Genomic DNA, 15395 nt, shown 5'->3' on the forward strand with positions numbered 1-15395 from the left:
GGACCGTCGGCGGCCGGCGCGTGGTTCGCGCGGATGAAATGGCCGCGTCCGAGCGTGCGTTCCCGCGCGGCGCAGTCGATCCAGGCGACGGTGTATTCATAGTCGCGTTCGGACGCTGCCGACAGCGCGAAGAACTCGGACAGCGAGCCGAAGCGATGCGTTTCGGCCGACAGCCACGGACTGCGCACGCGGCGCAGCTGCAGCTCGGCCTGCGTGATCAGGCCGGTCAGGCCCAGGCCGGCGACGGTCGCGGCGAACCAGTCGGCATTTTCCGAAGGACTGCACCAGCGCCGGCTGCCGTCGCTGCGCAGCAGTTCGAAGCCGCGCACGTGTTCGCTGAAGCAGCCGGCGACGTGATGGTTCTTGCCGTGCACGTCGTTGGCGATCGCGCCGCCGACGGTGACGAATTTCGTGCCCGGCGTGACCGGCAGGAACCAGCCCTGGGCGACGACGAGATCGAGGATTTCCGCGAGCAGCGTGCCGGCTTCGCAGCGCAGCACGCCGGTGGCCGCGTCGAAGGCGATGAAGCGGTCGAGGCCGCGCGCGCACAGCAGCGTGCCGCCGTCGTTGAGGCACGAATCGCCGTAGCTGCGGCCGTTGCCGCGGGGCAGCGCGGTGCCGTCGAACGCCGGCAGCGGCGCGTCGCGGTCGCGCAGTGCGAGCAGGCGCTGGTCGTGCGGTCGCGGGTAGCGGCCCCATGACTCGCCGGAGCGGGATTCGCCGCGCATCTCAGATCGCTCCGGCGACGACGATCGCGCAGAGCGCGAGGATCACGCGGCTCACGCGGTCGACCAACGCGAAAACGACCGGGTCATCGTGCATCTGGCCGCGGTGCGCGATCAGCCAGACGCGGCTGATCCAGTACAGCAGCAGCGGACACAGCAGCCAAAGCACCTGCTGGTTGCGATACAGCGCCTCGCTGGCCGTGCTGTTGATGTAGAGCGCGAGCACGAGCACGCTCATGTAGCCGCTCGCGCCGCCGAGCGACTGGATCAGCGCGATGTCGTCGACCGCGTAGCCGCGGCCGCTGGCTTCCGATTTGCCGCTGCCGAGCAGGCTGCGCAGTTCGGTATAGCGCTTGAGCATCGCGAGGCTGAGGAACAGGAACATCGAGAACGCGAGCAGCCAGAACGACAGGCCGCCGCCGATGACGACCGCGCCGCCGATGATGCGCACGGTATACAGGGCCGCGAGCACGATCACGTCGAGCATGACGATGCGCTTGAGGCGCAGCGAATAGGCGAGCGTCAGCACGTAGTAGCACGCGAGCACGCCGGCGAATGCGAGCGACAGCCAGGCGGCCAGCGCGAGACCGGCGACCGCGAACACCGGCGCGCAGACGAGGCCCGCGGACAGCGGCAGCGTGCCGGCCGCGAACGGGCGCAGGCGCTTGCGCGGATGGCGCCGGTCGGCGTCGAGGTCGAACAGGTCGTTGAGCAGATAGACGCCCGACGCGCAGAGGCCGAACGCGAGAAAGGCGAGGATGCAGTTGACCGTCGTCGCGGTTTCCAGCACGCGGTGCGAGGTGAACAGCGGCAGGAACACGAGCAGGTTCTTGAGCCACTGGTGCAGGCGAAGCGCCTTGATCCAGGTGCGCAGGCCGCCGCGGCGCGCCTCGAACACGCGCTCGACGTCGCAGCAGCCGCCGGCGGCGCGGGCCAGCCGTTCGCCGCCGTTCACGACGACGGCGCGTCGTGCATGTTTCCAGATGTGGAGATCGCGGAATTCGTTGCCGGCGTAGTCGAAGCCCTTGTCGCCGTAGCGTTCGCGCAGCGCTTCGCCCTTGTGGCGGCCGGCGAGGTTGCGTTCGCCGTCGCTGGCCATGACGTCGTCGAACAGGCCCAGATGTGCGGCGACGCCCTGTGCTAGCGCGGCGTCGGATGCGGTGCAGAGCACGCGCGGACGCTGGCCCTGCTGTTCGCGCAGCCATTCCACGACGCGTTCGTCATAGGGCAGCGTCGCCGGATCGACTTCGGCGCGGCGCGCGATCTCGCGCTTGAGGTGGGCGCGTCCGCGCGCGAGCCAGAGCACGAACGCGAAAACGTAAAGCGGATTGCGCCGCAGCAGGCTCAGCGCGGATTCGAACAGCAGATCGGAGCGGATCAGCGTGCCGTCGAGGTCGACGCACAGCGGTATCGGTTGAGCGGACATCCGTACAAACCCAATCGTAGATTTTTTGTTATCGCAGCCTGCGGGCGGGCGCGACGAAGCGCCCTAGCTTACACGGGCCGCACTACGGCTGGGGTCGCATCGGGAATGTCGAAAGCGTTCGACGTTCTCCGGGCGCGCAGTCATGTCCCGCTCTCATTGGGGGGTGCGGCCACGGGCCGCGTCCTGGATTCAGGCCGCTAGCCGACGCGACCGTATGACCGTTGGTCCGCGAAATCCATGTTTCCGGCCTGCGGAAACTGCCCAACGCAACGGAACTGCGAACCGGTGGGCAGTTTGCGTACCGCGGCGCGCTTAGCCTCGGCGCCGATTTTCGGCGCAGTTGCCGCGCAGGTTTTCGGGCTTCGCGCCGGCCGCGGCGTTTCGTGCGCTCCGGCGTATCGGATGTCATGGAGTTGTAGGAAGGGCAGGGTGCTCTGGTCCAGGATGACCGCGCGAGCCCGATGCGTCCCCCCTGTCGCATCGGGCTCGGTCTTTTCCGGCGCCCGCAATTGCCCCGGCGCGCGGTTCTCCGGTAGGGTCGCTGCCTTCGCCTACCCGCCGCAGACCCGCATGAGCCACGCCTCCGATACGAACGCCGGACCCGGCCCGCGCGGCCTGCCGCTGCACGCCCGCATCCTGATCGGCTTTGTCGTCGGCGTTCTTGCCGGCGTGCTCTGCTACCGCTTCGCCGGCAGCGACAGCGTCTGGCTCGCGAACGCCGTCACCTACGTCACACAGCCGGTCGGCCAGATCTTCCTGCGCCTGCTGCTGATGCTCGTGATTCCGCTGCTGTTCTCGGCACTCGTACTCGGCGTCGCCGAAATGGGCGACCTGCGGCAGCTCGGCCGCGTCGGCTGGAAGACGCTGCTCTACACCGTGTTCGTCTCCGGCATCGCGGTCGTGATCGGCCTCGTGCTCGTGAACCTGCTGCAGCCCGGCGCGGGCATCGGCGACGCGGCGCGCGCGACGCTGCTCGAAGAGAGCGCGGCCAAGGCCAAGAGCCTGACCGCGCAGGCCGCGCCGCCGTCGGGCATCGACATGCTCGTGCAGATCGTGCCGGACAACATCGTGCGCGCCGCGTCCGGCGGCGACATGATCGGCATCATGTTTTTCGCGCTGATGTTCGGCATCGCGATGGTGCTGACGCCCACGCCGGGCGTCGCGCGCGTCAAGGAATTCATCCAGGGCATCTACGACATCTCGATGACGCTGATCGACCGCGTCATCCGGCTCGCGCCCTATGCGGTCGCCTGCCTGCTGTTCACGCTGACCGCGAAACTCGGCTGGCAGGTGCTGTTCCTGCTCGGCAAGTACGTCGGCGTCGTGCTGCTCGCGCTCGCGATCCATCAGTTCGTCGTCTATTCGGCGGTCGTGAAGTTCTTCGGCGGCATGAGTCCGTGGCGCTTCTTCCGCAGCATCGACGAAGCGATGCTGACCGCGTTCTCGACCGCGTCCTCGTCGGCGACGCTGCCGACCTCGCTCAAGGTCGCCGAGGAAAACCTCAAGCTGCCGCCGCGCATCGCGCGCTTCGTGCTGACCGTCGGCGCGACGGCGAACCAGAACGGCACCGCGCTGTTCGAAGGCGTGACCGTGCTGTTCCTCGCGCAGTTCTTCGGGGTCGACCTGACGCTGACCCAGCAGCTCGTCGTGCTCGGCGTCTGCATCCTCGGCGGCGTCGGTACGGCCGGCGTCCCGGCGGGCTCGATCCCGGTGATCATGATGATCCTCGCGATGGTGAACGTGCCGCCCGAAGGCATCGGCCTGATCCTCGGCGTCAATCACCTGCTCGACATGTCGCGCACGACGCTGAATGTGACCGGCGATCTGGCGGCGGCCGTGGTGGTCGCGCGCGGGGAGCCGGCGCAGTCCAGGGACGAGTGACGAAGACGCCATGATCTCCCGGCAGCTGTCGGCGGCTCTGGTCGCCTGCGCCGGAATGGCCGCTGCCGACGCAGCGATGGGCGGTGGCATCGCCGACCTGCCGGCCGTCACCCGGTCGCGCCGCGCCTCCGGAGACGCGACGCCGGGCGGCTGCACGACGGATCCGGCTGTACGCCGAGCAGCGGCGGACCCCGCCGGCGTTCGTCGATAGACGGCCTCAGCCGTACCCCGCGACACAACCTTTGACCTTCGGGCACAATCCGGCCGTCCAGCCTCCGGTTTCCTCATGTCCGACGTCGGTGAAGTAACCCAACTGCTGCAGGCCTGGCGCGGCGGCGATCGTCTCGCGCTGGAGCGGCTGATGCCGCGGCTCTATGACACCTTGCGGGAGATGGCGTCGGTCCGTCTGCGGCGCGAAGGCGCACAGCAGACGCTGGAGCCGACCGCGCTCGTGCACGAGGCGCTCGTCCGCCTGCTCGGTGCCGAGACCGACTGGCAGAACCGCGCCCACTTCCTTGCGCTCGCGGCCATGCACATGCGCTCGGTGCTCGTCGATCAGGCGCGCTCCCGGCTCTCGGCCAAGCGCGGCGGCGACATCGTCGTGGTGACGCTGAGTCATGCGGAGGCCTCCGAGGGCCAGCGCATCGAGCTCGACCTGATCGCGCTCGATCAGGCGCTGACCCGGCTCCATGTCGAGGACCAGCGCGTCGCGCGCATCGTCGAGATGAGCTATTTCGCCGGCATGGAACGCGAGGAGATCGCGGCCGTCGTCGGCATTTCCGTGCCGACCGTGGATCGCGACCTGCGCTTTGCGCGGGCCTGGCTCAATCGCGTCCTGAGCTGACGCCCGTGCCGACCGGGTCGCGCTTCGCACAGATGCGCCGGTTGTTCGAGGAGGTCTGCGATCTCGCGCCCGACGCGCGCCGCGCGCACCTGCGCGGCAGCGGCGCGGACGCCGACGTCGTCGCCGAGGTCGAGGCGCTGGTCGCGGCCGAGACGCGCGGCCTGCATCGCGCCGTGACGCCCGTCGCCGCACTGCTCGCGCAGCTGCCCGAGACCGAACTCGACGTCGGCGATCGCATCGGTCCGTGGAAGCTCGCCGAGAAGCTCGCGAGCGGCGGCATGGGCGCGGTCTATCGCGCCGAGCGCGCCGACGGCCATTTCGAGCAGCAGGCCGCGATCAAGCTGCTGCGCGGGATCCCGACCGAGGACACGCTCGCGCTGCTCACCGCCGAGCGGCAGATTCTCGCCGGCCTGCAGCATCCGCACATCGCGCGCCTGATCGACGGCGGCGCGACGCCGGGCGGCCAGCCCTACATCGTCATGGAATTCGTCGAGGGCATCGCGATCGACCGCTGGTGCGCCGAGCGCCGCCTGCCGCTGAAGTCGCGGCTGCGGCTGTTCCGCAACGTCTGCCGCGCGGTCGCGTTCGCGCACCAGCGTCTCGTCGTGCACTGCGACCTCAAGCCCTCGAACGTGCTCGTGCGCGCCGACGGCTCGCCGGTGCTGCTGGACTTCGGCATCGCGCGCGCGCTCGACCGGACGATAGAACGCAGGCCGGACGCGTACTACACGCCGGGCTATGCGAGCCCGGAGCAGATGGCCGGCGCGCCGGTCAGCGTCGCGAGCGACGTGTATTCGCTGGGCCTGATCCTGTTCGAGCTCGTCAGCGGCCGCAAGGCGCGCGTCGACGCCGACGACCGCACCGTCACGCAGCTTTCGCAGGGTCTTCGGCGCGCGAGCGAAATTGCCGGCGACCAGTGCCCCTGGCGTCGCGAACTGCGCGGTGACATCGACGCGATCATCCGGCGCGCGACCGCGCAGAATCCGGGCCTGCGCTATGCCTCGGCCGACGCGCTCGCGGCCGACATCGAACGGCACCTCGACCAGAAACCGATCGACGCGCGGGCGCCGACGCCGGGCTACCGGCTCGGCCGGCTGATCCGCCGGCGCTGGCCGCTGTTCGTCGCCGGCGCCGTCGTCGGCCTGATGGCGATCGGCTTCAGCTGGCGCCTCGTCAACGAGCGCGACCGCGCGCTCGCGGCCGAAGTCGAGGCGCGCGGCCAGCGCGACCGCGCGCTCGCCGCGGAACGCCAGGCGCTGAGCCAGGCCGAAACCGCGAAGGAGGTCAGCGCGTTCCTGATCTCGATCTTCGAATTCGCGAATCCCGAGAAAAATCTGAACCGGCGCGACGTGCGCGCGCGCGACATGCTGGAAGAGGGCACACGCAAGCTCGCCGACAGCCTGGCCGACCGCCCGATCGTCAAGGCGCGCCTGCTCGGCGTGCTCGCGCGCACCTGGGACCAGGCCGGCGAACCCAAGCGCGCGATGGAGCTGTATCGCGACAGCATCGTGCACTGGCGCTATGCGGGGGCCGCGTACGATGCCGAGCGCGCGCGCATGCTCGCCGATCTCGCGGTGATGCAGTCGAACAACGGACAGCGCGTCGAAGCCGAGAAGACGGCGCGCGAGGCGCTCGTGCTGCGTGAGGCCGCGACGCCGCCCGACGAAGTGGAATTGGCGGATTCGTGGAATACGCTGGGTCTTGCGATCCGCGCGGTCGGCGGGCGGGGTGCAGAGGCCGAGGACTATCTCAAGCGCGCGCTCGAAGTGCGCCTGCGCCGCGGCGGCAACACGCTGGCCGTCATGCACAATCTAGCCGGCGTCTATTCCGACGAAGGCCGGCTCGACGAATCGATCGTGATGCACGAGCAGGTGCTGGCCGGCAAGCGCCAGCTCTACGGTACCGACGAGCATCCGTCGGTGCTGCATTCGCTGAATTCGTACTCGCGCGCGCTGGCGATGAAGAAGCGCTACGACGAGGCGATCGTGATGCAGAAGCGCGCGCTCACGCTGAAGCGGCGCATGACCGGCGACAAGGGCGACGCGGTCGCCGCGAGCTATACGGACCTCGGCTGGGTGCTGCAGGACGCTGGCCGCTACGGCGAGGCACTGGAAGCGTTCCGCGAAGCGCTGCGCCTGCGCCGCGCGGATCCCGACCAGATGCCGGCGAATCTCGTGCAGGCGCTGAACAATCTCGGCGTCGCGCTCGAGGAAACCGGCGACGCTGCCGCGGCGGAACCGCTGCTGCGCGAGTCGCTGGCGCTGCGGCGCAAAATTTTCGCGCAGGACGACGCGGCCGTGCTGCGCGGCGAACACAACCTCGCGCGGCTGCTCGTGCACCGCGGACGGCTGGAGGAAGCGCGGCCGCTGCTCGAGCACGCGCTGGCCGGACGCCGCGCGACGCTCAGCGCGACGCATCCGGAACTCGGCCGCAGCCGCGTGCTGCATGTGGAATTCCTGCGCCGCGAAGGAAAGCTCGACGCGGCCGAGGCCGAACTGGCCGAGCTCGACAAGCCCGGCGTGCTGCCGGACAAGGCGTTGCAGGCGCAGCGCGAACGCGAGCGCGCGCAGCTCGCGCTCGCGCGTCAGCGCACCGATGCGGCGATCGCCGCATTCCGCGCCGGGCACGCGCTGTTCGTCGAGTTCTACGGCGACGGTCATGCGTTGACCGCAGCCTCGGCACTGGAGCTTGCCGACGCCCTGCGCGCGATCGGCGCGGCCGCGGAAGCCAAAATGCTGCTCGACGCGAACGCCGCGCCGGTCGAGCAGAACTTCGCCGCGGCGTCCGACGAGCAGCGCCGGCTCAAGGCGCTGCGCAAGGTGCTCCAGCGTCCTGTTCCGAAATAACTGCCGAACAATCCCGGTATCTTTCGCCGCGACACGTCGTTGCACCGCGTCGCCGTAGCGCCGCTGTGGCGCCTCGGCGCGCCTGGTCTCGCGACGAAAGACACCGGCATTTTTCAACGTATTTTCGGGACAGGACGCTGGTCGTCCGGCGCGCAGGCGTTCCGCGGCGGCCCGAAGCGCCTGCCGCCGCCATGGATTTTTACTTGTTCCGCGGCCTCGACGGCGTGATAGTCGGTCTCCCCCGATTCCGCTCGTTAATGACGTCTCACAGGGGAGACCCGTCATGGCAGCCAGTCCGGTCGGTTTGTCCGTCGCCTCCGCTTCCCCGGCTCCCGCGAGTCCCGGAAAGGCGCTGCCGGGCTGGCGTATCCGATGGTTCTGGCGCTGGCAGGCCTGGCGGCTGCGCAAGGCACACAGCCACGAAGCGAGCCACGGCGTCGCGCTCTACGACAGCGTGCACGCGCTCGACCATCTCGGCTACGTCGACGATTTCTGCGAACTCCACGCGCAGCTCATGCGCGAATCGCCGCTGCTCGGCTGCGATGCGCCGGCCGCGTTCTCGCGCCGGCTCGCGCGCGAGCTGCACGGCAACTGCGCGATGGCGCTGCTCGGCGCGCCCGACGGCAGCCCGGTCGGCTATGCCTGGGCACGCAGCGGCCTCGTCGCCGAAGCCGTGCAGCATTTCCAGCAGGTGCAGGCGCTCGGGCATCTGTCCAGCGCCGACTGGGCCGAGCTGGAACGCCGCGCCTCGGCGCTGGCCGGCAACGGCTTCGTGCTCGCGCTCAACGGGATCGGTCTCGCGCCGCGCTACCGCCGCGGCTTCGCGCCGCTGAAGCTGCTGCTGAAGCCGCTGATCGAACTCGGCCTGCAGCAGGGCGCGACGCGCGCGCTCTGGTGGGCGCCGCGCGGCAGTGCGCTGCATGCGATGTCGCTGGGCTTCGGCGCCCAGAAGCTGCTCGAGTCGCCGCGCATCGTCTGCCTGATGCTGGCCGACACGCGGCCGCTCGCACGCGTCTTCGCCGCGCTGCCGGCCAGCGGCATCGCCGACCTGCTGGCGCGCGTCGCGCCGCAGCGCCCGCCGGCCCGCACGCCGCCGCGGCTGAGCGCCGTACCGAAGAAGGGCAGCGACGAAGCCGCGGCCTGAATGGCGGCGCGCGGAATAACCGCACGGCATGACGCGGCAGGACGTCGCGGCGCCCGCGGCACCGGCGACATTCCGCGGCGCTTCGGCGACAATACCGGCCCTTTGCGGCAGCCCCCGGCCCGCCCTGGCCCGTAGCCGGCTGCCGCCGCCGTTTTCCTTCCGCCGGGTCTGCCCAATGTCCAGCCGTCAAGAACTCGCCAACGCCATCCGTGCGCTGTCCATGGATGCGGTCGAAGCCGCCAAATCCGGTCATCCGGGCATGCCCATGGGCATGGCCGACATCGCCGAGGTGCTCTGGAACGACTTCCTGAGCCACAACCCGAAGAACCCGCAATGGTTCAACCGCGACCGCTTCGTGCTGTCGAACGGCCACGGCTCGATGCTGCTGTATTCGCTGCTGCACCTGACCGGCTACGACCTGCCGATCGACGAACTGAAGAACTTCCGCCAGCTCCACTCGCGCACGGCCGGCCATCCGGAACGCCACGAAACGCCGGGCGTCGAAACGACGACCGGCCCGCTGGGCCAGGGGCTCGCCAACGCCGTCGGCATGGCACTCGCCGAGAAAGTGCTGGCCGCACGCTTCAATCGCGCCGACTTCCCGGTCGTCGACCACTACACCTACGTCTTCCTCGGCGACGGCTGCCTCATGGAAGGCATCTCGCACGAAGCCTGCTCGCTGGCCGGCACGCTGAAGCTCGGCAAGCTGGTCGCGCTGTACGACGACAACAACATCTCGATCGACGGCAAGGTCGGCGGCTGGTTCACCGACGACACGGCCAGGCGCTTCGAATCCTACGGCTGGGAAGTCATCCGCGACGTCGACGGCCACAACGCCGAAGCGATCAAGGCCGCGATCGTCTCTGCAGGCGCGGATGCCGACAAGCCGACCCTGATCTGCTGCAAGACCATCATCGGCTACGGCGCGCCGAACAAGCAGAATACCGAAGGCGCGCACGGCGCGCCGCTGGGCAAGGACGAAATCGGACTCGCGCGCGAGAAGCTCGGCTGGAGCCATGCGCCGTTCGTCGTGCCCGACCACGTCTACGACGCCTGGAACGCCGAAGCGCGGGGCGCGGAACGCGAAACGCGCTGGAACGCGCTGTTCGACCGCTATCGCAACGTGCATCCGGATCTCGCGGCCGAGTTCGAGCGCCGCGTCAACGGCGACCTGCCGGCCGACTGGGCCGCGCATGCCGATGCCTACATCGCGAAGCTGCAGGCCGATGGTCCGGTCGTTGCCTCGCGCAAGGCCTCGCAGATGGCGCTGGACGCCTACGGTCCTAAGCTGCCCGAGCTCATCGGCGGCTCGGCCGACCTCGCCCATTCCAATCTGACTTTGTGGAAAGGTTCCAAAGACGTCAATTCCGGCGACGCATCGGCGAACTACGTCTACTTCGGCGTGCGCGAATTCGGCATGACCGCGATCGCCAACGGCATGGCGCTGCACGGCGGCTTCATTCCGTACGATGCGACCTTCCTCGTGTTCTCCGACTACGCGCGCAACGCCGTGCGCATGTCGGCGCTGATTCCGGCGCACGCGATCCACGTCTACACGCACGATTCCATCGGCCTCGGCGAAGACGGTCCGACCCATCAGCCGATCGAGCATCTGGCGAGCCTGCGCTACATCCCGAACAACCGCGTCTGGCGTCCCTGCGACGCGGTCGAATCGGCCGTGTCGTGGAAATCGGCGATCGAGCGCAAGGCCGGCCCGTCCTGCCTCGTGTTTTCGCGCCAGAACCTGCAGCACCAGCTGCGCACGAACGAGCAGCTCGCCGACATCGCGCGCGGCGGCTACGTGCTCAGCGATCCGAACGACGCGAAGTTCCAGGCCATCCTGATCGCGACCGGCTCGGAAGTCGGTCTCGCCATGGACACGATGCGCACGCTCGAACAGCAAGGCGTGCGCGTGCGCGTCGTGTCGATGCCGTGCACCGAGGAATTCGATGCGCAGCCGGTCGAATATCGCGAAGCGGTGCTGCCGTCGTGGTGCCGCGCGCGCGTCGCGATCGAAGCCGCGCATCCGGATTTCTGGCGCAAATACGTCGGTCTCGACGGCGACGTCGTCGGCATCGCCTCGTTCGGCGCGTCGGCGCCGGCGGACAAGCTGTTCGCGCATTTCGGCTTCACGGTCGAGCGCATCGTCGACGCGGTGAAGGCACGCATCTGAAATGGCGGCATTCGAAACGGAACACGTGCTGGATGTCCGGCACTGGAACGAGCACCTGTTCAGCTTCACCTGCACGCGCGACGCCGGGCTGCGATTCGAGAACGGCCAGTTCCTGATGATCGGCCTCATGGTCGACGGCCGTCCGCTCGTGCGCGCCTACAGCGTCGCGAGCGCGAATTACGAGGAGCACCTGGAGTTCTTCAGCATCAAGGTGCCGAACGGTCCGCTGACCTCACGCCTGCAGCACCTGAAGCAGGGCGACGCGATCCTGGTCAGCCGCAAGCCGACCGGCACGCTGCTGCTGCATGACCTCAAGCCCGCGAGGCATCTGTACCTGCTGTCGACGGGAACGGGCCTGGCCCCGTTCCTGTCGCTGATCCGCGATCCGGAAACCTACGAGCGCTTCGACAAGGTCGTGCTCACGCACGGCGTGCGTCATGTCGACGACCTGGCGTACCGCGACTACATCGAGCACGAATTGCCGCAGCACGAATACCTCGGCGAGATGGTCCGCGAGAAGCTGATCTACTACCCGACCGTCACGCGCGAACCGTTCCGCTACCAGGGTCGCCTCGACGCGCTGCTCGACAGCGGCAGGCTCTGCGCCGACATCGGCCTGCCGCCGCTCGATCCGGCCAACGACCGCGCGATGATCTGCGGCAGCCCCGCCATGCTCGCGTCGCTGTCGCAACTGCTCGACGGCCGCGGCTTCGTCGTGTCGCCGCGCATCGGTACGCCGGGCGACTATGTGATCGAGCGGGCGTTCGTGGAGAAATGAACCGCCGCCGGATAGACGAGCGGCAGTGTCCGCTCGTCTATCCGGCCGCGTACGACTCTTTGCCTGCTTGCACGATTATCGATTACATGCGTAAATGATGTAGTCGTTTACGCGCGTAATCGAATATGTCCATCAGTGAAGCCGAAAGCGCGGTCATGCAGGTGCTTTGGAATGCGCATCCGCTGGCCGCCGAAGAAATCGTCGCGGCGCTCGGCGACGCGCGGCAGTGGCAGGAAGCCACCGTCAAGACGCTGCTGAACCGCCTGCTCAACAAGGGCGCGGTCGCTGCGGTCAGGGACGGACGGCGTTATCTCTACAGCCCGGTTCTGCAGCGCGATGCTTATGTGCACGCGCAGAGCAAGGATCTGCTCGACCGCTTGTTCGGCGGGCGCGTCGCTCCGCTCGTCGCGCATTTCTCGGCGCGGCGCAAGCTCAGCAAGAAGGACGTCGCGGAACTCAGGCGCCTAATCGCGGAGCTGCCCGATGAGTGACGCACTCGGATGCCTGGCCGGCGTCACGGTCGCGCTGTCGGTCGCCGTGTTCGTCGTAGGGCTCGTGCGGCCGGCGCTACGTCGTTACGCGGGCGCCGAGGCGGCCTATGCGCTTTGGTCGTTGCCGCCGGTCGCGGCGCTCGCTGCCCTGGTGCCGGCCGGTGGCGAGACCGTCCAAGTCGTCGCGCTGAGGCTCGCGCCGTCTGCGGCCACGCAGCTGCAGACGGCTGCGGGAACGGTGGCAGGCTGGCCGGCGGGGCCGCCGATCGCGCTGTGGCTTGCCGGCATCGCGGTCGGCCTTGCTCTCCAATGGCGCCGGCAGGTCCGCTTTCGCGGTGCGCTGGGTCGGCGGCGCCAGGGAAATGTCTACGAAGGTGCGGCCGGTCCGTGCATCGCCGGTCTGCGCAAGCCCGCGATTGTGCTGCCGCCGCAGTTTCGCAGTCGCTATGACGCGCTCGAACGGCGCCTAATCGTCGCGCACGAGATTGCGCATTGGCGGCGCGGCGATCTCGCCGCGAACGCTTTCGCGGCGCTGCTGCGCTGCGTGTTCTGGTTCAACCCCCTGTTGCATTTCGCCGCGGCGCGCTTCCGGTTCGACCAGGAACTCGCCTGCGACGCGCGCGTGATGCGCCGTTTTCCGGAAGCGCGACGGCGTTACGCCGGCGCAATGTTGAAAGCCCAGCTCGACGATGCCGTTTCCACGGAAGAAATCGGCGCGTCCGGCTGGGCCTGGCGCGGCAACCATTCCCTCAAGGAGAGAATCCAGATGTTGCATAATGTACAAAGAAACCTTTCTGTACGTCGCCGGGGATATCTGCTGGCCGGCGTACTCGCCGCCGCAACCGCGGTCGTCGCGTCTGCGGCGCAGCCGGTCGCGCGGTCCCCCGCCGGTTTCGTCGACGCGGCGATCACGCTGCGCAGCGCCGGCGCGGCGCGGGGCGCGCGAATGATCAATCCGTTCGGCCGGCCGTTCGTCGTGACCACCAATGCGGAAGGGCGCCAGTGGCGCATCGAGTTCGTCGCGACGCCGGCGTCGGCTGCGGCTATCCGTCTGGGTGCGCGCGTCAGCCTCGGCGAGCGGCTCGTTGCGACGCCGGAACTGCTGCTGCCCGACGGGCAGGGCGGTGAATTCGTCGTTGACGATCTGCCCGGCATTCCCGCGCTCGGCGTCGACGTCCGCCTGCAGCGCCGGGACACGCCGACACCGCCGGAATCCGGCATCGTGCGATGAGGTTCGCGGCGCGGCGAACCGTCGCGCCGCGTCCGGTGATGCGCGCGCATGCCGCGTTTCGCTTAGGCTCCGGGAATTCCGCCGAACCGGAGCCGTCATGCGCCACGTCTTGTCCTTTCTGTTCGCCGTCGCGGCGTTAGCCGCCGCGATTCCGTCGAAAGCGGCCGAAGTGTCCGTCGATGCGACGTTCTACGACGATTTCGAGCAGTCGCCGCAGGCGCTGTTTCGCCTCGGCCAGCTGCAATTGCGCGATCCGCACGTGTTCGTGCCGATCAACGTCGGTCCGATCTCGTTCTGCGGCGATGCGACCGACACCGCGAGCGTCGGGCTCAATGCGCAGATCGCGGCGAGCCTCGGCGCCGACGCGGATGCCAACGGCCGCTACGACACGAGCCCGCTGCTCGTGTTCGCGCCGTTCCGCACCGACGGCAGGCGATCCCGCGTGAGCCTGCGCGAGGGCGACTGCAGTGTCGCGACGCCGCTGCAGTGCGTGCCGGCCGCGACCGGCCAGGCTCCGCGCTACTACCAGACGTTCTCGCTCGGCAGCGGCGACTACTGCGCCGCGCCGATCGCCGGCACGACGAGCACCTGGGCCGGCGGCATCGCGATCCCGCAGCCGGCCGGCCAGTGCTACGCGACGACGCTCGGCGACTTCGTGCTGAGCACGGGCACCGTCGACATCCCGCTGTTCGACACGAAGCTCGCGGCACCGGTGCCGACCGTGGGCGCGTCGACCGGCGGCGGTCTGCTGCGCGGCTTCCTCCGTGCCAGCGATGCCGCGACGATCACCGTGCCCGTCGACGGGACGCCGCGCACGCTGGCGTCGCTGCTGCCCGGCGGCGCCGGGAGCTGCCAGGCCGACGTCGCTGGCGGACTCGACAACTGGAACGGCGAGGCCGGCTGGTGGTTCTACTTCGAATATCGGCAGGATGGGGCTCTGCCTTAACCGTACGCTCTTGACTGGCCGGTAACGTTCAAGCAGTTTTGACGGTGCCTCTGGGGAGAGGCAGGCTTTTCCACTACGTCGTAATGGTGCGATTTGCACGCGATGACGGAAGTCGCGGTGCTTCTCTCCCGTCGTTCTGCCGCTCTTCGTCCTGCCCCATTACCAGTCGGAGATCCCCTCATGCTCGTAAAAATCCTTGCCGTTGCCGCGGCGGTCATGCTGCCCGCTGCCGCGATCGCCCAGAGCACCACGTCCTCCTACAAGCTGCGCTACCCCTCCGCTTCGGCCGCCGAACGCGTGCAAATGGACAAGGATCTGGCCGCGGAATACGCAACGCTGAGCGCTGCCTGGGGGCATACGAAGGGGCCGGTGCAGGGCGATCTCTGCGTGGCGCCGGACCCGACGCCGGTCAATCCGTTCACGGTGTCCTCGACGACCGTCGGCGCGACGAACAACTACGACATCGCCACGGTCTGCGGTACTGGCCAGACACTGTTCGGCGGTACTGGTGCCTCGCTCGACGTCGCGTTCGGCGTGACGACCGATGCCGACTGTTCGGTGACCGTGTCGGGCGATCCGACCGGAACGAGCTGGGATCTCGCCATGTACGTGCTGCAGGCGCCGGGTGCGGCGTGCACGCAGCTGCCGTCGCTGGCCGATGCGCAGTGCATCACGATGGACGACGACGGCGGCGGCAACATCACCGAGACCATGACCTTCGCAGCCACGGCCAACACGCAGTATTTCGTCATCGTCGACGGTTTCAACGCGGCGACCGGTACGTTCGACCTGACCATCACCGGCACGGGCTGCAATCTGGTACCGGTCGGCCTGCAGCGCTTCTCGGTGGATTGATCCGGCGCGCCGTCCGATTCCGGACGGCGGTCGTTTACCGCTCGCGCAAGATATC

The 15395-nt window shown here is 68.8% G+C and carries 12 protein-coding genes; 10 read left to right on the forward strand and 2 right to left on the reverse strand.

Features of this window, described 5'->3' with window-relative positions; all coding sequences use genetic code 11:
- Both VLF18_RS03240 and VLF18_RS03245 read right to left on the reverse strand, forming a co-directional pair.
- Window positions 1-728: FAD-binding oxidoreductase (locus VLF18_RS03240; protein ID WP_325278182.1), on the reverse strand; the 728-nt coding region annotated here is incomplete at its 3' end.
- Window position 729: 1 nt separating this feature from the next.
- Window positions 730-2151, reverse strand: coding sequence for a UbiA family prenyltransferase (locus VLF18_RS03245; RefSeq protein ID WP_325278183.1), 1422 nt, complete (start codon window positions 2149-2151; stop codon window positions 730-732).
- A gap of 570 nt (window positions 2152-2721) precedes the next feature.
- Between VLF18_RS03245 and VLF18_RS03250 the strand changes: the two genes are divergently transcribed.
- From VLF18_RS03250 to VLF18_RS03295, 10 genes are all read left to right on the forward strand, one after another.
- Window positions 2722-4032: a dicarboxylate/amino acid:cation symporter gene (locus VLF18_RS03250; RefSeq protein ID WP_325278184.1), complete on the forward strand. Its 1311-nt coding sequence runs from the start codon at window positions 2722-2724 to the stop codon at window positions 4030-4032.
- Between the two features lie 286 nt (window positions 4033-4318).
- Complete coding sequence (locus tag VLF18_RS03255; RefSeq protein ID WP_325278185.1) at window positions 4319-4876, forward strand: ECF-type sigma factor; 558 nt, start codon at window positions 4319-4321, stop codon at window positions 4874-4876.
- A gap of 5 nt (window positions 4877-4881) precedes the next feature.
- On the forward strand, window positions 4882-7722 hold the full coding sequence (locus VLF18_RS03260) for a serine/threonine-protein kinase (protein ID WP_325278186.1): 2841 nt from the start codon (window positions 4882-4884) through the stop codon (window positions 7720-7722).
- A 283-nt stretch (window positions 7723-8005) separates the two neighbouring features.
- A complete protein-coding gene (locus VLF18_RS03265; protein ID WP_325278187.1) occupies window positions 8006-8866 on the forward strand; it encodes a hypothetical protein in 861 nt (286 codons plus the stop codon).
- Window positions 8867-9041: 175 nt separating this feature from the next.
- A complete protein-coding gene (gene tkt, locus VLF18_RS03270) occupies window positions 9042-11039 on the forward strand; it encodes a transketolase (protein ID WP_325278188.1) in 1998 nt (665 codons plus the stop codon).
- Window position 11040: 1 nt separating this feature from the next.
- Window positions 11041-11817 (forward strand): ferredoxin--NADP reductase, encoded by a 777-nt coding sequence (locus VLF18_RS03275; protein ID WP_325278189.1) that lies wholly within the window; start codon window positions 11041-11043, stop codon window positions 11815-11817.
- A 125-nt stretch (window positions 11818-11942) separates the two neighbouring features.
- Window positions 11943-12308: a BlaI/MecI/CopY family transcriptional regulator gene (locus VLF18_RS03280; protein ID WP_325278190.1), complete on the forward strand. Its 366-nt coding sequence runs from the start codon at window positions 11943-11945 to the stop codon at window positions 12306-12308.
- The gene (locus VLF18_RS03285; RefSeq protein WP_325278191.1) at window positions 12301-13539 is read left to right on the forward strand and encodes a M56 family metallopeptidase; all 1239 of its coding nucleotides are present in this window, start codon (window positions 12301-12303) and stop codon (window positions 13537-13539) included. The genes VLF18_RS03280 and VLF18_RS03285 overlap by 8 nt, the downstream gene beginning before the upstream one ends.
- Window positions 13540-13636: 97 nt before the next feature.
- Window positions 13637-14485 (forward strand): hypothetical protein, encoded by an 849-nt coding sequence (locus tag VLF18_RS03290; protein WP_325278192.1) that lies wholly within the window; start codon window positions 13637-13639, stop codon window positions 14483-14485.
- A gap of 180 nt (window positions 14486-14665) precedes the next feature.
- Complete coding sequence (locus tag VLF18_RS03295) at window positions 14666-15340, forward strand: hypothetical protein (RefSeq protein ID WP_325278193.1); 675 nt, start codon at window positions 14666-14668, stop codon at window positions 15338-15340.
- Window positions 15341-15395: the final 55 nt, after the last annotated feature.

Source organism: Tahibacter sp. (assembly GCF_035481375.1).
Taxonomy (GTDB): domain Bacteria; phylum Pseudomonadota; class Gammaproteobacteria; order Xanthomonadales; family Rhodanobacteraceae; genus Tahibacter.